The organism is Desulfobacterales bacterium (genome assembly GCA_030066985.1).
Taxonomy (GTDB): domain Bacteria; phylum Desulfobacterota; class Desulfobacteria; order Desulfobacterales; family JAHEIW01; genus JAHEIW01.
In genome coordinates, this window is record JASJAN010000004.1 from 1 (window position 1) to 20923 (window position 20923).

A 20923-nucleotide genomic window follows, 5' to 3' on the forward strand; every position below is an offset into this window, starting at 1 on the left:
GAGGGACCGATGCCGTGTGTTAATTGAAATTCTTTTGAAAACGGCTTAGCGGTCTGATCCTGGCTTAAAGCAATCATAAGAATCTTCTGGGATTGAGTGGCCGAGCGCCACAGCATTTCATAATGGGGTGAATCTTGGCGGGCAATAATGACCGGTAGTTTTTCAATCAAGGCCGGCTCTATGACCTTGGTCTCCCTGGCAGCGTCCCACATAACATTGCACAAACGCTGGATATTATAAGGGACATTATCACCGATATCAAAAATCCGTTTCAAATCCTCTTGATTTACCGCGTAACCGCCCTTTTTTAACCATTTCTGAATAAACCTGGTATAGACTTTGAGAGCAATCGGCCCCAGCTCCATGATGCGGCCCAACTTATAAAAAGCGCGCGTGCGGCCGCCGGTCATGGCCAGCATAACCGATTGCTCGGAACCGGAGAAAATATAGCCGATATGCGCGTGTTTCTGTATTTCAGACCGCAACGCTTTCTCAACTGTCTGGCCATTGAATTTTTCAAGATCGGAAAATTCATCAATGATGACCACCAGTTTATTTTTCTTTTTGGCGGCCAGATTTTCAGCGTGACGCAAACCTTCAAGCAGCGCCGAAAGGGCTTCTTTTTCGGCGATTGCAAGCTCAAGACCTGCGGTGATGTTTCCGTTCTGATCCACGCTGACTTTGGGTCGTAGCTTTTGAAAACCGGCAAACATCTTAAGGAGTTTGTCGGTATTCGTTTCCAGTGCTTTAGCGGTCAGGCCTGTCAGAGCTGTTGCAAAGCTTTTGACATCCGGATAGGCATTCAGGTCGATGTACACACAAGCGATGGCGTTGCGCTCCAACCTTTCGATGAGATTGAAAAGCAGGCACGTTTTGCCAAATCGGCGGGGAGACACCAAAAAGACCCGATTTAAGTTCAGCATTTCCCGCTTGAGCTCATTCATCTCAGTTCTGCGGTCCGCAAAGTAAGGTCCGCGAACGAGGCCGCCGTATTTAAAGGGGTTTTCCACCAAATGCTCCAATCATACGGTATTTACGATACGTTATTTACGTTTCGTAAAAACCGTATCATTAAATATGATTTTCGTCAAGAAGGTTTAGGGATGGAAAATTGCGCTAAGGGGGACAAAACAAGGAGGGCTCCTAGCGAGAAAGCCCTCCTAAATATGATCAGATTAAGTGAAGTGATTAGCTGCGGGTTTCTTCTTTGACCGAAACCGCAATTTTAAACAGCGCGGTCAAAACCAGAAAACCCATGGCCCACACGCCCAGAGCGATCACAACTTCCTGCCATGAGGGGATGTACTCGTTGACTTCATGCAGCGGTGAGGGGGTAAAACCGCCGGCGATCATTCCCAGCCCCTTGTCAATCCAGGTTCCCAGAAAAATAACCACACAGGCCACGGCCAGCACACCTTCATTTTTGCGGGTAGTAGGAACGACGGTCAAAATAATGCCGACGGTCATCAGGATAAACGAGGCCCACATCCAGGGTACATAGGCCCCATGGCCGTGCAGACCGACAAACAGGTATTTGATGTGATCCATGTGCTCGGGAATCTGGCTGTAAAACACCACAAAGACTTCACACAGGAAAAAGAACACATTGATGCAGATCGCATAGGCCACGATTTTGGCCAGAGATTGAATCTGCTCCCGCCCGGGATCAAAGCTACTTACGCGGCGAATGATCAGGCAGCACAAAATCAGCAGCGCCGGACCGGCCGCAAAGGCGGAAGACAAAAAGCGCGGCGCCAGAATAGCGGTCATCCAGAAGCCTCTACCCGGAAGGCCAGCGTAAAGATAAGCGGTTACGGTGTGAATGCTGATGGCCCAGGGAATGGACAGGTAGATCAGAGGCTTTAACCAGGGTTGGTAATGGACTCCGTTGCGCTCAGCCTCGAGCACATTCCAGCCGATGACAATGTTTAGAAACAGATAGCCGTTGAGAACGATAGCATCCCAAAACAGCACGGAGTTGGGTGTCGGGTAGAGCAAGACATTAAATGCCCGCATGGGCTGGCCCAAATCGATTAGGATAAAGGTCAAACACATCAGGACCGAAGCGATGGCCAAAAATTCGCCCAAAATGGTGACCTTACCGAATGCTTTGTAATCATGCAGATAATAGGGAAGTACCACCATCACCCCTCCGGCGGCCACACCCACCAGAAAGGTAAAATTGGCGATATAAAATCCCCAGGACGCATCCCGGGTTAGGCCGGTAATCCCCAGACCGAAATCAAGCTGTCTGAGGTACAGCAGAAAGCCGATGCCGACGATCACCATTAAAAGGGTCATCCAGCCGTAGTATTTTTTGCCGCCTTTAAGCGCTAATTCAAGCATTGTTCACCTCACACGATGTAATAGACACAGGGCTCGGTGCCCAGGGTTTGTTTTCGACGAATGGTAAAATGGGTTCGAATCAATTCGCGCACCTCCGATGCGGGGTCGTATAAATCACCGAAAGCCAGCGCGCCCTTGGAAACCTCCACACAGGCCGGTATCTGGCCCACCGCCAGGCGTTCGGCACAGAAATTACATTTTTCGACCACGCCTTTCATGCGGGTCGGAAATTTCTTGTTGGTTTCCTGGATAAAAGGTCGCGGATCCCGGTAGTTGAAGCTTCTGGCGCCGAACGGGCAGGCCGCCATGCAAAAGCGGCAGCCGATGCAGCGGTGAAAATCCATAAAGACAATGCCGTCATTGTCGCGTTTCCAGGTCGCCTGGGTCGGACAGGCCCGCACGCAGGGCGGGTTCTCGCAATGGTTACACAGCACCAGAAAGGGGCGATGCTCGACCTCTTCGGCTAAAAACCGGGCGGCCTTGCCCGGAAAGGCATTGTGAAAGTGCACATCCCAGATCCATTTGATTTCATGATTTTTGTTCTGCAATTTGGGGACATTGTGAATCTTGTGGCAAACATCAATCAAAGGCTCCACATCCGCCTCGGATTTTAGTTTGCGGGTATCGATGACCATGGCCCACTGTCTGGCTTTCAGAACATTGTCCCCTTCTTTAATAATGACTTCAGCCCCGGCTGCCTGCTCTTCTTTGGCGAAGGCATTCAAAACCGGCTTGGTGGTGGCCGCCAGAGCAGAAATTCCCAGTAATTGTAAAACGCGTCTTCTGCCGCTATCCATTAGCTCTTCTCCTTCGGGTTATCAATGTGGCAAGTCCAGCAATAGGGCCTGACTGAAGCAAAATTGTGACAGCGGTCACAAAATTCAGCTTTATTGGAATGACAGTCCAAACAGGTGTTGCTCAGGCTCATGTTAAATTCTTTGCCTTCGGGATTGACATAAATGCGTTTGCTTTCGCGCACCACTGAATCCCGCCAGATATCCAGCAACTGCATGTGCTCGGCACGCATGTATTCGGTCGAGCGCACGCATTTTTTGGCTGCCTTGGCCATGGGTGTCAATTCTACCTCCGGCATCGGGGCGGCTTTACCCCGCATGTACCAGAAGGGAAATAAAACGATGAGCAAAAATACGACCACTCCCGTTCCTATGAGTACTTTACTATTCATCAGCTTGTTCCTCCGACTCAACGTCTGATTCTTCCTCAGGTTCTTCAACGACTTCGCGGCCCGGAATGTCTTCGCCGCGCAGGTCGGTGGCGCGTTCGTTTTCGCCGGGCATAATCAGGGCATTGGCCACCATTTCATGCAATCCGGTGACATCGACTTCCGGCACCCAGTATTCCATCAGGGGGGGCAGTGCGGCCCGATCGATGGCGCAAATGCAGGCCAGCATGTTCACCCCATGTCTTTCGTGAACGTGTTTAACCGCGTTGGCGCGCGGCAACCCGCCGGTTAAGCGCAGTTCCATGTTCTCACCGGCATTCAAACCCGCACCACTGCCGCAGCAGAAGGTATTTTCGCGGATGGTGTTGGCCGGCATGTCGTAAAAATTGTTGCACACGTTATTAATGACATAACGCGGTTCGTCAAATATGCCCATACCCCGCGAGGGATTGCAGGAATCATGAAAGGTGACCTTTAGGTGATCGTTGCGGCTGGGATCCAATTCGAGCTTGTCATGTTTGATCAGATCGGCGGTAAACTCGGCAATATGGACCATTTTATTTGATCGGGCATTCTCGAATACGGTGCCGGTAATGGGTGATACCGGTTGCTCCAGAAAATCGGTCGGCCCGTTCATGGTGTCCATGTACTGGTTGATCACCCGCCACATGTGGCCGCATTCTCCACCCAGGATCCATTTGACCCCCAGGCGCTTTGCTTCGGCATACATCTTGGAGTTGAGCCGTTTCATGGTCTCATGCGAGGTAAAAAAACCGAAATTGCCGCCCTCGGAGCCATAGGTGCTCCAGGTAACATCCAGCCCGTATTTTTCCTTTAGATAATGAAACAGCATCAAATACCCCATGGCGGTGTAGGTGCCCGGATCGGCAAACACATCCCCTGAAGGGGTAATAAAAAGAATATCGGCGCCTTTTTTGTTGATATTGTAGTCCAACTGCACGCCGGTGATTTCTTCGATGTCTTCCACAAAAAAGTCGAGCATGTCTTTAAAGGCATGCGGCTGGATGCCCAGATGGTTGCCGGTGCGGTAACAGTTGGCCACCGGCGTGGCAATCCAGTCGATGTTGAGCCCCAGCAAGTTGAGCAGCTCGCGGCCCATGATGGTAATTTCGGCCGTATCGATGCCATAGGGGCAAAACAACGAACAGCGCCGGCACTCGGAACACTGAAACAGGTAGTACCACCATTCCTTGAGCACATCGAGGCTCATCGGCCGCGCCCCGTTGATTTTGCCCAGAATTTTGCCCATACGGGTAAAATCGTTGCGGTAAACGGATCGCAGCAGCTCAGCCCTTAAAACCGGCATGTTCTTGGGGTCACCGGTTCCGATATAATAGTGGCATTTGTCGGAGCAGGCCCCGCAACGCACGCAGATATCCATAAAAACCTTAAACGAGCGAAATTTTTCCAGGCGCTCCTTAAAGCCTTCATGGATGATTTCCTGCCAATTTTCGGGCAGCTGCCAGTCATCATCCAGCGGGTTCCACTGTCTGGCATTGGGCAGACCGATATATTCGACACTCTTGGGATTGGAGGCATAACAATACATGCCCTTGCGGATATTAGCCGGAACCTCCATCCAGTCCGTATTGGGCGGACGATGATCGATTTGGATGAGCTCTTCCGGTTTGGGTGTTTCGTCTGACATAGTTTACTCCTTTTCCTCTGCTGGCTCCGGTTCTGCGGCCGGCTCTTCCGCCGCTGCGGGTTCCGGCATTTTGTCAACCGGCAATCCGGCTTCAACCATTTTGTCCCTGAATTCGTCCTCGTATTCATCATAAGTATGCACCGACACTGGGTAATTCCAGGGGTTCACGTGCCGACGGGCCCTGGTGTCGGTGGGCAAATTGCGCGTGGGGCTTAAAAACACACCGCCCAGATGCATTAATTTGCTGAACGGGAAATAGGCAATCAAAATACTGACCAAAAAGACGTGCACATAAAAGATGGCGCTAATCCCATCCGGAATCGTGGGTCGGAAGGTGACCAGTCCCAGGGTCAGCTCTTTGGCAGCGGCCACATCGGTTTTGGTAAAATAGCGCATCAGAATACCGCTGAGTGCGATTCCGAAAATCAGAAACAGCGGAAAATAATCCGAAGCAATAGAGATGTATTTGACCTGACGCACAAAAAGCCGTCTTAAAAACAGATAGCTGACGGCCCCCAGCAGCACAAAGCTTGATAGATAGACTCCGGGCACACCGAATTTAAGCGCCGGATAAATAATCTCGACCCTGAAAAAACTGTCAATATTTTCAACTAGTTGAACAAAATATGGCACCGGCTCGGTGAAAAACCGCAAATGACGAATGAGCACCACCAGAAACGCATAGTGGAAAGCCAACGCGCCCACCCACAGGAAAATTTCAAGCTGGTATGACAGTCGTCCGCCTTGGGTTAATTTCATGTGGGTGTTTCTGAACAGCGAACGAAAGGTCAAAATTTCTAGCGCCATCCGCCCGACGACCTGCCAGCCCTTTGCCGGGCTGTCGAACTTGGAATGCTTTACCCAGGGCAACGATTTTTGCTGACCGCCCGTCGTGGGGATACTGAAGGGCACCGGTGAGCGTGACCAGTTGATCACGCGATAGGCAAATCCCAGCACAAAGGTAAGAATCGCCAGATAGGGGACAACAACCCCGAACACATATTGCAATCCTGACACCTGGGCGCCCAAATACGAAATCAGAAAAAGAATGATAACGGCAATCAGCGGAACGATGTACCTTAAATTCATTGAACAGCACCTCACTGTTTGGCTTCAGGCTGCCGGCACCGTCGGCAGTCCCGTTGCCGGGTTGTGTATATTATGGTTTAACGCCTTTTTGCTTTCGGGGCGCTTGTGAAGGGTCTACGATTAAGCCGGCCCGCTTAAAGGCTCGAAAGGTCTGGTTGCGCGTCTCGTTAGCGGCAATCTCGTAAACCTTTTCTCTGCATTCCATGTAAACGTCAAATGCCACCAGGCCAAGTTGATCAATTCTGGATTCAAAGGCTGCCAGTTCTTTTAGACGGGCGGTATCCTGGAGTTCATCGGCCAGACATTCCCTGAGAATCTCTTTTAAACCAAAGACAAAGGCAGTGGCCTGGGCGGCCGTAAAATCCTGCACGGCGCGGATGCGGATAATGGGATCCAGATGGGATTTGATTACATCCGAATCAAAATCGTTGAGCAATTGATCGAGTATAATGGGGAGGCCGTTAGAGGTGGCGCTACCGACCGGGTTGGCAAATGCGTCTTTCTGATCCTTGTAGAACCGCACAGTATCGGGTGCATATGTTTGAAGGGTGGCTTCAAACCAACGATGGATGATGTCCTTTTTCTTCTTTTCGATAAGTCCTTTCAGACTGTTTCCCATAAAAACTCCTGCAGACCCGATCAACATAGGCATTCGGACATAAATTTTTAGGATCAGGTCAAAGGGGTCCTTATAGACGACTTGCGAATTTCTGTCAAGAATAAATGGAAAAAAAGAGCTGTTAGAACCAAAATGGGGGCATGTCATATTTATCTAAAATAATTGCCTTTTTCGCCATGCTATTTTGGATGCGGGTTGGTTTCGGCTGGCCGTTAAAACCGGTGATCAGCCGGTTCCAGGGCCGAAAGCCTTAAAAGCGGAAAAAAATACCGGGTCATCTGATACAAGGAGGTGGTCAAATTAATTATAAGCGTATGAAATTAAACATAAAAAATTTATCTTAGATTTGGCATGAATCCTGCTAAATTAAGCTGCATTTTAGATCCGCAGCGCCTTTTTCCCTATGCAAGGTTACCCGGACACCAAAACAAATATACTATTAAAGGAATCGTGAGTGCATTTATTGACCGACCAGCATACGCTTTTGATCGTGGAGGATGATCCCGGTTTTAGCAGCTATCTAAAACGCTTGCTGCGACACAAGGATCTGCACATTTTAACGGCCAACAGCGGCCGACAGGCGATCGAGTGTATAGCGGACCACAAGGTTGATCTGGTCCTGCAGGATATCGGACTGCCCGATATTGACGGCTATCAGGTCATGGACCAGACCCTCAAAAACATGCCCGAGGCACTGGTGATCGTCATGACCGGTGAAGTCACAGTTGAATCAGCCATTCAGGCCCTTCGTCACGGCGCCTATGATTACCTGCGAAAGCCTTTTGAAGCTACCGAGCTGGTCAATACGATTGACAATGCCCTGGATCGCATAAAACTGGTGCGCCAGCACAAAGAAGCCCAGCAAAAGCTGCGTGAAAGCGAAGAACGCTATCGGCAATTGTTTGATAGCGAATCGGATGCGGTGGTCGTATTCGATGCCGAAACCCAGCAATTTGAAGATGCCAACCTGGCGGCACTGAAGTTGTTCGGTTATTCGAAAAACGAATTTTTAAAGCTCTGCGTTTTGGATTTATCGGCTGAAAAAGACAAAACAAAAAAATTTCTGCGTCAATTAAACCAAGCAAAACCATCAAAAAATTTCATCCCGCTGCGCTACTTGATAAACAAAGACGGCAGGGCTTTTCCAACCGAAATCAGTGCGGGTATGTTTATGGCTGACGGGCGCAAAAAAATCATTGGTGCCATCCGCGATATCACCGAGCGGCACCGCAAAGATGAAGAGCTGCGTCAGACCAAACAGCGTCTGCAACACATCCTGACATCCAACCCGGCGGTCATTTATTCCTGCAATCCAACCGGTGACTGCGCCACCACATTCATCAGCAATAATGTCCAGGCTGAGTTGGGCTATGACGCACAGGATTTCATCAATAATCGTCACTTTTGGATCGATCACATTCATCCCGATGATGTTCAATTCGTCAAAGCCGAATTTGCCAAACTGGTCGACCAGGGCAGTCATGTTCTTGAATACCGCTTCCAGCACAAAGACGGCACTTACCGCTGGATGCGTGACGACCTGCGCCTTTTATTCGGGGAGCAGAGCAATGCTGTGGAAGTGGTGGGTTCCTGGACCGATATTACCGACATGAAGCAAACCGAGGAAGCCCTGCGCAAAAGTGAGCAGCAGTTTCGGGATTTAATCGAAAATTCGCCGGTGTGCATTGCCATCTCCCAGGATGATCGGGTGGTCTATGAAAATCCGGAATTGAAAAAAATATACAGCCTGTCATCAGCAGACAACCTGCTTAAAGTTGTCGATTATGTCAATCCGGATGACATTGAGAAGGTCAAACACGCATATGCGCGCATGGTCTCAAATGAAACCGATATGGTGGACATCGACTTTCGTTTTCACCCCCCTACCAGCAATGGCGACAAAGGCGAATTGCGCTGGTTTCAGTGCCGGGTAACCCGCTTTTTGTATCAGGGGCGCAAAGCGTTATTGTTAAATGCGGTCGATATTACCGAAGCCAAACAACTCGAGCGTCAGCTGCTGATCAAAAATAAAATGCTCTCCCTGGGGCGCGTAGCTGCCGGCATTGCCCATGAAATTCGCAACCCCCTGACCGGTATTAACACCTATCTGTATACTATCGAGGATCTTTGCGACTCAGATCAGCTGGGTGCCGAAGATATAGAGATCATCCGGCAGGTCATCAGCCAGGTCCAGGTGGCCTCTAATAAAATCGAATCGGTTATCAAGCGCGTCATGGATTTTTCCAAGCCCGGTGCCCCCAGAATGGTCCGCACCGATATTAACGCATCACTGGAAGAAGCCATTGAGCTGTCGCTGGTCGCCATGCGTAAAAACGACATTAAAATTGAAAAATCCCTGGCTTCCGGTTTACCGAAATGCTACGCCGATCCGCACCTGATCGAGCAAGTGGTTCTTAATCTAATTACCAACGCCGCCCGAGCCATGGAAAAAACAAACGGTGGACCTAGATTGGTCGAAATCAAATCAACTGCCCACGATAATACCATCAGCATCCAGGTGGCTGACTCCGGACCCGGGGTGCCCGCCGAAATGCGCGAAAAAATATTTGATCCCTTTTTTACCACCAAAGAAGACGGTTCCGGTATCGGGCTGAACATCGCCCAGCGAATCGTTGCAGATCACAACGGCGCCATCACTCTGGGCAGCAGCCGGTGGGGCGGGGCCGAATTCACCATAGAACTTCCGATTGAACGAAGGATAAATAACTGATGAACCCTTATTGCATATATATTGTCGATGATGAAGCCCTGGCCCGCAACGGCCTCAAACTGGCTTTGAAGAAAAAGAACTATAACGTCCAGGGATTTGGCTCGGCCGAATCGGCGATTAAAGCCATTGATAAGGACCCGCCGGATCTGGTACTGCTGGATATCGGGCTGCCGGGTATGAGCGGTGTCGAAGCCCTAGAAATTATCAAAAAGCGGCACCCAGAAGTGATCATCGTCATGATCACCGCCTACGAAGACGTCCAGACGGTGGTGTCTTCCATGAAAAACGGTGCCTATGAATATGTGGTCAAGCCGGTTCAGATGGATGCCCTGCTGGTGATCTTGCGCAACGCTTTTGAAACCATCGCCATGCGCAAAGAAATTCAGGCCATGCATGAAAAATATCTCAAAGAGAACCTGCCCTGCTTTATTGGCGAAAGCAATGCCATTCAGGATGTCATGGAGCTGGTGACCAAGGTTGCCCAGAGCCCGGACACACCCATTTTAATCCTGGGGGAAACCGGCACGGGCAAAGAGCTGATCGCCAAAGCGATTCACTACAAAAGCCCCAACTTTAAGGGGCCCATGGTGGCCGTCAACTGTGCCGCCATGCCCAAAGAATTGATTGAAAGCGAGCTCTTCGGCTATGAAAAGGGCGCTTTTACCGGGGCTGAGCGTTCGGGCAAAGCCGGTCTGGTGGAAAAAGCGGCCCACGGTACCCTGTTCCTGGATGAAGTCGGGGACCTGAGTGCTGAAGCCCAGGTCAAGCTGCTGCGGTTTTTGGACACCGGCGAGTATTATCGGGTCGGCGGCACCAAAAAGCATGCCGTAAAAACCCGCATCATATCCGCCACCAATCGCGATCTGACCGCACTGGTGGCAACAGGCGAATTCAGAAAGGATCTCTACCACCGTTTTGCGGTGGTCAAACTTGAGGTTCCCTCCTTGTGCCAGCGACGTGATGATATCATACTGATGGCCAAACATTTCCTGGTGGAATTCAGCCAGAAGTTCGACAAATCATTTAAAGGTATCTCCGCCGAGGCCGAGGCCGCTTTAAAAAACTATGACTGGCCCGGCAACGTGCGTGAGCTGAAGAATCTGATCGAGCGCGGTGTGTTGCTGTCCGAGGGGCCGGAGCTGCTACTCGATGATCTGGGCTTAAAAAACAAAAATGGTCAGCCAAACAACAACCCACTGGTTGACAACCCTCAACTGCCTTCTGTTTCCCCTGAAGGAATTGATTTTAGTGCCATTATCGCCGACATCGAAAAAGCCTATTTTGAAGAAGCCCTCAAACTGGCCGACGGCAATGAGAGCAAGGCCGCCCTGCTGCTCAATCTGACCCGCGATAAATTCCGCTACCGCCGCCAGAAGCTCGATGCCATGAGTTGATATGTCTTAACCACAGAGCTCACAGAGACCTCAGAGAAAAACATAAAATAAAAATTTCAAAAAACCAATTCAATTTGCATATTCAGTCTCTTACCATCACATATGCCTTCACTGCAGACCTAAAACTATCTCACGTCATTTAAACCACGAAAGTTACGGAGAACTCCAAGGTGCACCTGCCTGAAAAGCTTGACATTTTGTATCGATCGTAGTTTTGTAAAACATATATTTTATCGATGGAGAATTTATAAAATGGAAGCCGTAACCATTTCCCCAAAATTCCAGATTGTCATTCCGCGTAAGGTCAGGGATTCCTTAAATTTGAAGCCGGGTTTAAAAGTTCAGGTCCTGGCTTACGGGAATCGGATCGAGCTCATTCCGTTAAAAGAGATTTCTGAAATGCGCGGATTTCTCGAGGGAATCAACACAGAAGTCGAACGGGAGCCGGACCGTATATGAACATCGTCGATTCTTCAGCCTGGCTTGAATATCTTGCAGACGGTCCCAATGCGGAGCATTTTTCTGATCCACTGATAGACGTCGATAAATTAATCGTACCGACGATATGTATATACGAAGTCTATAAGGTTGTTTTACGACAACGTGGCGAAGATGCTGCTTTGCAGGCGGTTGCCCTCATGAATCAGGGAATCACCGTTAATCTAACCGACGACCTTGCGCTTCAGGCTACCAAGATAAGCCTTGAATATAAAATTCCAATGGCAGATAGCATTATTCTGGCCACTGCACGCGCCCATAAAGCTATCCTTTGGACACAGGATCGTGATTTTAAAGATATGGAAAACGTTAAATACTTCCTAAAATGATGGGTTTGTTCAAACGGAACCATATATACCGGCATATTAACACCCCAATCAGTTCATAATATTCTCGCCTATAAGCTGCAGGCCGCTCCTTAATTGCGACGCTCATCAATCTGCCGTAGATTTGCTTCGCTCTTCCAGCAAAGCGACCTAAAAGCTTTTATAAACCAATAATTGAGTATTTTTCCGCAAAATTTTGCGTCAATTTCCACAATATCCTTCGCAGTATTGTCGAGCTATAACCACCGTACCTTCTAACCGTCTGATATTTAATGAATTATTTAAATAAATGCTTTTGGCACGCTTCCTCCTAAATAAACCACGGAACTCCTATATTCTAACGTGTTAACAGAAAAAATATTAATCTTTTCAATTAGTTATAAAAAGTTAAAACCTTACTAGTCGATGACGATGAGTTCATCCGGGACTCGCTCCGCATGGTATTTGATGCCAAGGGCTGTTTTATAAAAACCGCTGAAACCGCCGAAGAAGGCCTGCGGGCTTTAGAAAAGGAAAAATTTAACATTATCATCAGCGACTTGCGCCTGCCGGGCATGAACGGGCTGGACTTTTTAAAGCTGACCGGTGTGACCCACCCCAATGCCATCCGCTTTTTAATCACCGCCTACCGCGACGATCTTATGCTGTCTAAAGCCATCAGCAGCGGCATCGATCAGTTCATTGACAAGCCCTTTGCGGTTAACGTGCTTATCAATCTGCTGGCTGTAGCGCTCAAACAGCAGGCCAAAGGTGGACTCACGGAGCTTAATTAACGCACAATTTAAAAAAGTTAGCTTCGATCCAACCCATCATTAATTTCCTCTTTGCATTTATTTTCTTCAAATTTTCCCCGTGCTTCTTACGCCGTACACATTGTGCCTTAAATACATATCTAACAAATTGATATTATATGGAAAAAACTGCCAGTTTTGAGCCATTTTGCGCAATTTTTTGTGCCAAAAGACTCAAATTTGTCTGTCTCAAATTCAAATCAGAACCCAATTTGATATAAACATCTATAATCATTGAAGATAAAATTTTAATCCAATTTGGCACAGTGCCTGCATTCTAGCTATCGGACCCGTGAGTCCTAAAAACCCGACACAGAAAAAAAACACATATTTATAAAGACTTAATACACATAAAGACAGTGAAAGCCGATATCCAACGGCAAAAATTATTAAAAACCTAAAAACCCGATTAAAAGTTTAGCAGGCAAATGATCATTCTAAAAACAGCAAAATACAGAGCATGCAGTAAAAATCGGCGCTCTGATGCCGGAGGGATTCGGGCGCTTCAGTGCGTGCTTTTGCTGATGGTTGTTTGCGTCGGGATAGCCATGGTTCAGCCGGGCTGGGCCGCGGACACAGGATGGAAATATGCTGAAAGCGCTTCAAGTGACACTGGTTGGTCCAATTTTACCATAAAATATTTAGCCTCTTCTGATGACGCCTATGCAAGTAATACTTCCGGCAGGCCTTATGGATACTTATCGAGCTTTTCTTTTGGAGTTCCAGCCGGGGCAACAATCGATGGTATTGCGGTCGAGGTGGAAGGAGCCAGTCAGGGAACCACACCGTATTCTATACAGCTTTCCTGGAACTATGGCAATCCAACACCTAGCTGGACGACCGCCAAATCAGACAGCTTTACGAGCACAATCGATGCCACCGACACCCTGGGCGGCTCCGCCGATACCTGGGGGCGGACCTGGAACGATTCTGAATTTTCGAATACCAATTTTGGAATTCGATTATACCGCACAAATACCACCGCTGACTGGCGCATCGATCGCGTTCGAGTAATAATCTACTACACCCTCGTTCCCACATTTGACCAGGACAGCTTTCGGGCCCGCAATGATGATGGTAGCGAAAGTGCCGCCACCTGGCAGGCACCGGCCAATACCAACTGGACCCAGGCAGTCGATCATAATTTTAGGGTGCGCTTTGTGGTCCAGGAAACCAGTGGCTTTAGCGCGGCCGACAAAACTTTTCAGCTGGAATATAACCACAACGGCAGTGGTTGGAACGATGCAACCGGCGCTTCGTCGGTGGTGCGTTCCTGGATTTCTCCCAGTGTAGCCGATGGTGCCGATACCACACAACAAGTTGGTTCGGGCACTTTTGTGACCCCCAACGGCGGCTTTGATGAAGTTAATGGCCTTGCCGGCGGGGCTTCGCTGGATTTCAGCGGTAGCGATGAGACCGAAGTCGAATATTGCATCCAGATAAGAAGTGCGGATGTGTCCAATAATGACACCGTCCAGTTGCGTGTCAAAGGGCTTGACACCTACACCAGCACTCCCACCATCACCGTCAAAGAGACCGGCGTAGGGGGCGGTCGGGATGTGGCCATCTACCGGGACGCCACCGACACCACCAACTACAACAGCACCAGCGCAACGGATGTAACCTGGGACACTACAGTGCGAGAAGACACCCTCACCTATTCGCGCACCGGCGACACCGTAACACTTAAGCAGTCAGGTCACTATTTGGTCAACTGGAATTTGTCAGGAAATGAGAGTGGGGCCAACCGAGCCAAGCTGGAGGGTTTCCTAAATCTGGATGGCACGCCATCGGCGTATGGTCGTGGCTGGGGATATTTGCGCGATACAAGCACTACTACCGAAAGCTATGCCCAGGGCGCAACGATCATTGAGACAACTGCAGGCAGCGTCAACCTCAAGCTCCAGGTGTTCCGCCAGGATACCAACACAGCCTCTCAGGGCTGGGTGCGCCGAACCAACCTTTCAGGCATTTCGCTGCTTAAACTTGATGATAGCTGGTCCTATGCGCGTTACCGCAAAACCAGCGGCACACAATATGTAGACGTCATGGAAGCCACCGCCGTAACGCTGGCCTTAACGGTTACCGACGAGCAGGATACCGGCTTCAGCCGAACGGGCGGCACCATCACCTTGATCAACTCCGGACATTATTTGATCACCTATAACATCGGCATCGATTCCACCGGGGCTGCAGTGCGTCAGAATTATGTGGGGGCGGTATTTCTGGAGGGAACTGAGGTGCCCGGTACCCGCACCACGGGCTACATCCGCGAATCCGATGGAGATCTGGAAGGTGGTTTGTCGTTTACCGGCATAATCGTCGCTGATGCCAACGATGACCTGGAAATCAAGATCTGGGGTGATGCCAATGACGGCGACCCCACCGCCACGGTTGACCTGGGCACCACAGCGGTGGCCCTTGTCAAATTGCCTGATGATGCTGATTACATCCGGCTGAGCGGCACGGATGGCACACAGAATTTATCGACCAGTGAGTCCAATATCTCTTTTAACACCGAGGAAGAAGCGGACCCTTCGTTTGAATACAGCAGCGGCTCACCCGATGAAATCAAGGTTCTAACCGGCGGTGACTACCTGTTTACCTGGTCGGTATTTGCCCGCAAGCCCACCGCTGACGGCACCCGGGAGCACATCTGGACCAAATTGGCCAAAAAAGGGACACCGGATACCATTTATCAATGGGCGCTGGCCGGAAACTACATTCGCGGCAGCCAGGGCACGCCGGCTATCAACTGCCCATCGGGCGGCGCATCGGTAGGCGCCATTATTACGGTTGCGGCCGACGATGTTATTTTGCTCAAGCAGCAAAATGAGGCCAGCGATGCCAACGCTGTAATCGTCTCAGATCGCTACGCTATTCAGGGGGTCAATATCGACAGCCTTTTTGACACCACCTGCCGCTTTACCAAGTACCGCAGCATCACGATTCAATCCTCACAGGTGCTGGCGGATCTGACCGATTTTCCGGTGATGGTGACCCTGACCGGCGCCGAATTCCAGGCTGTCGAAGATGATGTCACCGATGCCCAGGGCGATGACATCATTTTCCGGGATGACCCCAACTACGGCGATCAGCTGTCCCATGAGATCGAAGTCTATGACACCACCAACGACAAACTGGTGGCCTGGGTCAAGGTACCCAGTGTATCGGGCAGCAGCAACACCACTTTCTATATGGTTTACGGCAACGCCTGCATCACCACATCGTCAGAGGATGCCGCCGGTGTTTGGACCGGCTATGAAGCTGTTTATCACATGGACGGCAGTGCCAATACCACCGATTCCACCGGCAACGGTCATACCGGCACTGATAATGATACCGATAGCATCGCCGGGCAAATCGCTGATGCCCGGGACTTCACAGCAGCTGATCCGGATCAAATCGATATTGCCAATTCAAATCAGATTAACACGATGACCGTTACCGTCCGCAGCTTCAGTCTGTGGTTTAAGGCCGAAAGCATGCCCGGTCTAAATTCAAAATATGTCCTTTATGAAGAAGGCGGTGGCACCCATGGATTTAACATATATTTGGACGATAGCAACGGAACCACCACCATTAAGTGCGGCCAGTGGGTGAGTTCCGTTGGTGGTTGGCTGTCGACGAGCTTCAGTGATACCAATAATTTGCACCACCTAGCCTTCTTATTTGACAGTGCTGGCACGCAAAAGATGATTCTTGACGGCGTCGAAGTCACCGGCTCTTACTCTGGTTCGGTACCCAGCCACTCCGGTGATATCACCATCGGGCGCTCGGGTGGCAATTCTGATTATCATGATGCCAACAATGATAGCAGCACTTATGCATTTGACGGTGTTATCGATGAATTTAGAATTGCCAACAGTTTTATCAGTGCCGACTGGATCAAAACCGAGCATAACAACCAGAACGCCCCCGGCAGCTTTTACCAGCTGGGCACCGAAACACTCATGGCCACCGCCGTTTCGCTGATATCTTTTACCGCTAAAGGCAAAGACCAGGCAATCAATGTCGAATGGCAGACCGCGCGCGAGTTTGACAATGTGGGGTTTCACCTGTACCGGGCCACCTCCCCGGCCGGACCCTATGAGCGGCTGACCGACAAGCTCATCTCAGCTACGGTAGTGCCTGGCAAAGGCGGCAGCTACAATTATGTGGACAGGCGGGTGAAGGTGGGCAGCCTGTATTATTACAAACTTGAAGACATCGACATCTACGGCAAGCACACCCGGCATGGGCCCATCTGTGTGGACTGGGATGCGGATGGGATGCCCGATGACTGGGAGATCACCCACGGGCTGAACCCCTGGGTCAATGATGCCGATTTTGATTATGACGGCGATGGACTTTCCAACCTGGAAGAATACGAGCGCGGCCTGGACCCGTTTAACGCCGACACCGATGGCGACGGCATCCCCGACGGTGAGGAAGACGGAAGGCTTCCTGCGCGGGACGATCCCGGTTCGCGGACCATCAGTCGCGGTGTTGAGGTGCTGGCTAAAGATGACAGCGGCATGACCCTTGTGCTGACCACCGGCGGGTTTGAAGCCGAGGTGATTAACGTCGGTAACGCAGAATATGAGCAGCTAAAAATTGCCGACTATGTGCACGGCTATACCGGCCAGGTGGGCGCACCCCAGCTGCCGCTTAAAGGGCTGCTGATCGATGTGCCGCCAGGCAAGGTTGTTGAGCTTACCGAGGTGGACAGCCAGGCAGAGCTTCACAGCGGATACCGAATCTATCCGGCGCCAGAAGCCGTTTTGGATACCGCCGGCGGCATGGCCGCGGTGGGCAGCAGCTTTTACCAGGATGATCTGGCCTACGGCAGCGATGGGTTTTACCCCCAGGCAGTGGCTGCTTTGGGTGACAGCTATCTTTTTGGCGATCAGCTCAAACAGCAGGTGATCTTTTATCCGACCAGCTTTAACCCGGCCTCCGGTCAGCTGCACCTGTACCGGCGCATTGAGCTGCGCATCGACTTTGTTGACAGCCTCTACGCCCAGTCAAAGCTCCAAGGCCAATCTCCCTGGCAGCCGCCGTCAAACAATCCCGGGGTGCTCTCACCGATTGCGCTGGGTCTGGCCGCAGCCCCGGCGCTGGTCAATCCCGCCAGCCCGCTGCTCTCAGCGCTGGGCGCAGCCATTACCGCATGGTGGAGCCCGCCGGATGAGGCTGCTGGGGATGTGTATAAGATTATCACCGATACAGAAGGCATTCACCGCCTTACCAAAGACTGGCTTGAAGCAGGCGGGCTCGACACCAGCACAATGAGCCTAAGTCATCTGCGGCTGTATCACCTGGGTGCCGAAGTGGCCATCGAGGTCTTTGATCAAAACAGCGACGACCAGATGGACGCAGATGATTATATCCGCTTTTATGCAGCCCCGCTCAGCGCAGCATATAGCAAATACAGCAACCAAAATGTCTACTGGCTCACCTTATCAGGAGGTACCGGCTCACCACTGCGCATGGACAGCATCCCAGCAGCGCCGGCCGGTGGAGATCTGGCCGCAGATTTTGCCGACAGCGCCCGGCATGAGCAAAACCAGACCATCTGGCTTAAGGCGCCGGGTGAAGATGACATCGAGCGCTGGTTTTTTAACACCTATGTGCAGGGCACAGCGCATGGCGGCGGCGGGCTGCCGGTGGCCTTTACCATCAATGTGCCCGATCCGACAAGCCTGGGCACCTTAGCGATCTTAATGGCCGGCCAGACCGAAACCTCTCATGAAGTTCGGGTGGCCATCAACGGGGTGCAGCAAGATTTTAGCTGGACCGGCATCAGCTACTACCAGGCCACGCTGCACAATGTGCCGTTGGTGGATGGCGACAATACCGTCACTTTGCAATGCTTGAGTGCCGACGGCAATGACTCCATCATTGTTGACTGGTTTAAGGTCGACTATTGGCGTGAGTATGTGACCGCAACCAATACGTTGAAGTTTACGCCCGACAGCGGCAGCCGCTATGCGATCGACGGCTTTAGCAGCGATACATTGCTGGCCTATGACATCAGCAATCCGGCAGCGGTGGCCATCCTCGATAACGCCGTGATTACCGGCACCGATCCGTACGCCATTGATTTTGAACCCGGCGTTTATGGCGACACCTATCTGGTGCTCAGCACCGATACGCTCAACATCCCGGTGGGGCTGATACAGGATACAGCGGCATCCCTGGCCGATGCGGCCAACGGCGCCGACTATATCCTGATCACCCACCGCAATGTGGGCTGGGACGGCAGTGGCGATCAACTCAGCTGGCTCACCGACCTGGTGGCTCATCGTGAGGCCCAGGGACTGCGTGTGTTTGTGGCTGACATTGAAGACATCTATGATGAGTTTAGCTTCGGTATTCAAAGCCCCCAGGCGCTTAAAGACTTTTTAGCCTATGCTTATGCCAACTGGACAGCCCCAGCACCTCAATACGTCATGTTGGTGGGCGATGCCACCTATGATCCCAAAGGCAACTGGAACATGGGCGATGCCACCGCCTATCTGCCCACCTATATGATCTACACCGACTTTAAGGGTGAAACAGTCACCGACCAGTGGTTTGTAACCTTCAGCGGTGAGGATGCCATCGCTGATATGTATATTGGCCGCCTGCCGGCAGCTGATGCTACCCAGGCGGCGGTGATGGTGGCCAAAATCATCGCCTATGAGAGCGCACTCAACACCCAGACCTGGCAAAACAATATGCTGCTGATTGCTGATAACCAGCGCCCGGGCAGCGCCTATGCTTACGAAGCCGCCTTTGAGGCCATCAACGAAGATGCCGCCGCCCTGATACCCGAAGCCATGGCCGATCCGTTCAGAGGCTATCTCAATGATTATGCCGCTACGGCCTTTTTAACCGATGACATCATCGATACCCTGAATGACGGGGCGCTGATCGCCAACTATGCCGGCCATGGCGCCACCCAGGTGCTGGCAGAAGAGCATATCTTTGATGCCGGTGATGTCTCGGCCTTAACCAACGCCGACCGGCTGCCCTTTTTTGTCTCCATGGCCTGTGAGGCGGGCTTTTTTGCCTATCCGGAAAACTGGGCCTTCCCCTCGTTGGCCGAAGCGCTGTTGCGTTCTCAAAACGGTGCGGTGGCAGCCCTGATGCCCACCGGCATGACTACCTCTGACGGCCAGCAGATCTTGGATGCCGCCCTGTTTGAAGCCATTTTTGTAAAAGACATCCGTCAGCTGGGGCCCGCCATTGCCGATGCCAAACAAACCCTTTTGGCCAATGGTGAAAGCGACTATGCCCAACTCAGCGATACCTTTTTGCTGTTTGGTGATCCGGCCACCAAGCTGAAGATCCCCTTGCCGCATGTACCTGGCGGAGTAAACGCGGACAAACAAGGCAACAAGGTACACCTCAGCTGGGATGCAGTCAAAGACTGCAACGACAGACCTGTGGCCGGCTACAACATCTATCGCGCTGCTTCGGCTGCAGGACCCTTTAGCAGAATCAACACGGAGCTGTCCACAGACAACCTCTATGTGGATAGCAGCGCAGTGGGCATGGCCGGCGGCGGCAGTGACAGCAGTTTTTATGCGGTCAGTGCGGTGGATGACACCGGTTTTGAAAGCGCCCACTCAACGGCAGTTAAACCTGCTTCGTATGCTGCATCTTCTGCATCAGCGATGTCTGGATGCTTTATATCAGCCACTCAACCGGCAGCGCCGTTACCCTGGATACTCTGGGTGCTGCTGATGGTCGCAGTGGCTACATATGTTTTGAAAAAACTGTCTGAGCGCTTTGCTATGAGAGCACTGTGATATAGGAGCGGCGCTTTGCGCCTTGAAGCCCAAAACCCTGAACTTATGAACCCATGAACGCTGAACCGAATAAAAAGATGGATGCCTTTGATGAATTAAAACAGGTGAAAACCCTGCTGGTCGATGACGATGAGTTTATTAGAAATTCCCTTGAGCTGGCCTTTAAAACCAAGGGCTGCCCGTTGCAGGTGGCCCAGAGTGCCGAAGAGGGTCTGAAAGCCATCAAGGAACAGCCGTTTGACATCATCATCAGTGATTTAAGGCTGCCGGGGATGAGTGGCCTGGATTTCTTAAAGCTGACCACCGTCACCCACCCGGATGCCATCCGCTTTTTAATTACCGCCTACCGTGATGAATGCACACTATCAAAAGCCGTTCGCAGCGGTATCCATCAATTTATTGACAAGCCTTTTTCTGCCAAAGCCTTCATTAATCTGCTGGCCGTCACCTTCAAACTAAAAAGAAAAGGGCGGCAACACGCAGTTCATTAATATTTCAA

At 51.0% G+C, this 20923-nt stretch carries 13 protein-coding genes and 1 pseudogene; 7 read left to right on the forward strand and 7 right to left on the reverse strand.

Going from position 1 to position 20923, the window contains the following annotated elements:
* From QNJ26_02920 to QNJ26_02950, 7 genes are all read right to left on the reverse strand, one after another.
* A partial coding sequence (locus QNJ26_02920) for an ATP-binding protein (protein ID MDJ0984472.1) occupies positions 1 to 1010 on the reverse strand: 1010 nt, incomplete at its 3' end.
* Positions 1011 to 1188: 178 nt separating this feature from the next.
* The gene (gene nrfD, locus QNJ26_02925) at positions 1189 to 2346 is read right to left on the reverse strand and encodes a polysulfide reductase NrfD (GenBank protein ID MDJ0984473.1); all 1158 of its coding nucleotides are present in this window, start codon (positions 2344 to 2346) and stop codon (positions 1189 to 1191) included.
* An 8-nt stretch (positions 2347 to 2354) separates the two neighbouring features.
* A complete protein-coding gene (locus tag QNJ26_02930) occupies positions 2355 to 3143 on the reverse strand; it encodes a 4Fe-4S dicluster domain-containing protein (GenBank protein ID MDJ0984474.1) in 789 nt (262 codons plus the stop codon).
* The gene (gene dsrJ, locus QNJ26_02935; protein MDJ0984475.1) at positions 3143 to 3532 is read right to left on the reverse strand and encodes a sulfate reduction electron transfer complex DsrMKJOP subunit DsrJ; all 390 of its coding nucleotides are present in this window, start codon (positions 3530 to 3532) and stop codon (positions 3143 to 3145) included. The genes QNJ26_02930 and dsrJ overlap by 1 nt, the downstream gene beginning before the upstream one ends.
* On the reverse strand, positions 3525 to 5198 hold the full coding sequence (locus QNJ26_02940) for a (Fe-S)-binding protein (GenBank protein MDJ0984476.1): 1674 nt from the start codon (positions 5196 to 5198) through the stop codon (positions 3525 to 3527). The genes dsrJ and QNJ26_02940 overlap by 8 nt, the downstream gene beginning before the upstream one ends.
* Before the next feature lie 3 nt (positions 5199 to 5201).
* Positions 5202 to 6287 (reverse strand): sulfate reduction electron transfer complex DsrMKJOP subunit DsrM, encoded by a 1086-nt coding sequence (dsrM, locus tag QNJ26_02945; GenBank protein MDJ0984477.1) that lies wholly within the window; start codon positions 6285 to 6287, stop codon positions 5202 to 5204.
* 70 nt (positions 6288 to 6357) lie between these two features.
* Entirely contained in the window at positions 6358 to 6906 is a 549-nt protein-coding gene (locus QNJ26_02950; GenBank protein MDJ0984478.1) for an RsbRD N-terminal domain-containing protein, read from the reverse strand.
* Between the two features lie 454 nt (positions 6907 to 7360).
* On the opposite strand from QNJ26_02950, the gene QNJ26_02955 reads away from it, so the two are divergent.
* The 7 genes and pseudogenes from QNJ26_02955 to QNJ26_02985 all read left to right on the forward strand — a co-directional run bounded on the left by QNJ26_02955 (position 7361) and on the right by QNJ26_02985 (position 20915).
* Positions 7361 to 9637 carry a PAS domain S-box protein gene (locus QNJ26_02955; protein MDJ0984479.1) on the forward strand — a complete coding sequence of 759 codons (2277 nt, stop codon included), beginning with the start codon at positions 7361 to 7363 and terminating at the stop codon, positions 9635 to 9637.
* Positions 9637 to 11031, forward strand: a complete 1395-nt coding sequence (locus QNJ26_02960; GenBank protein ID MDJ0984480.1) for a sigma-54 dependent transcriptional regulator — start codon at positions 9637 to 9639, stop codon at positions 11029 to 11031. The genes QNJ26_02955 and QNJ26_02960 overlap by 1 nt, the downstream gene beginning before the upstream one ends.
* Positions 11032 to 11283: 252 nt before the next feature.
* Entirely contained in the window at positions 11284 to 11490 is a 207-nt protein-coding gene (locus tag QNJ26_02965) for an AbrB/MazE/SpoVT family DNA-binding domain-containing protein (protein ID MDJ0984481.1), read from the forward strand.
* Complete coding sequence (locus QNJ26_02970; GenBank protein MDJ0984482.1) at positions 11487 to 11858, forward strand: type II toxin-antitoxin system VapC family toxin; 372 nt, start codon at positions 11487 to 11489, stop codon at positions 11856 to 11858. Before QNJ26_02965 ends, QNJ26_02970 begins: the two co-directional genes overlap by 4 nt.
* Before the next feature lie 404 nt (positions 11859 to 12262).
* A pseudogene (locus QNJ26_02975) lies at positions 12263 to 12628 on the forward strand (response regulator).
* Positions 12629 to 13074: 446 nt separating this feature from the next.
* Positions 13075 to 20424 (forward strand): DUF2341 domain-containing protein, encoded by a 7350-nt coding sequence (locus QNJ26_02980; protein ID MDJ0984483.1) that lies wholly within the window; start codon positions 13075 to 13077, stop codon positions 20422 to 20424.
* 53 nt (positions 20425 to 20477) lie between these two features.
* The gene (locus QNJ26_02985) at positions 20478 to 20915 is read left to right on the forward strand and encodes a response regulator (protein ID MDJ0984484.1); all 438 of its coding nucleotides are present in this window, start codon (positions 20478 to 20480) and stop codon (positions 20913 to 20915) included.
* The last annotated feature ends 8 nt before the right edge of the window (positions 20916 to 20923 follow it).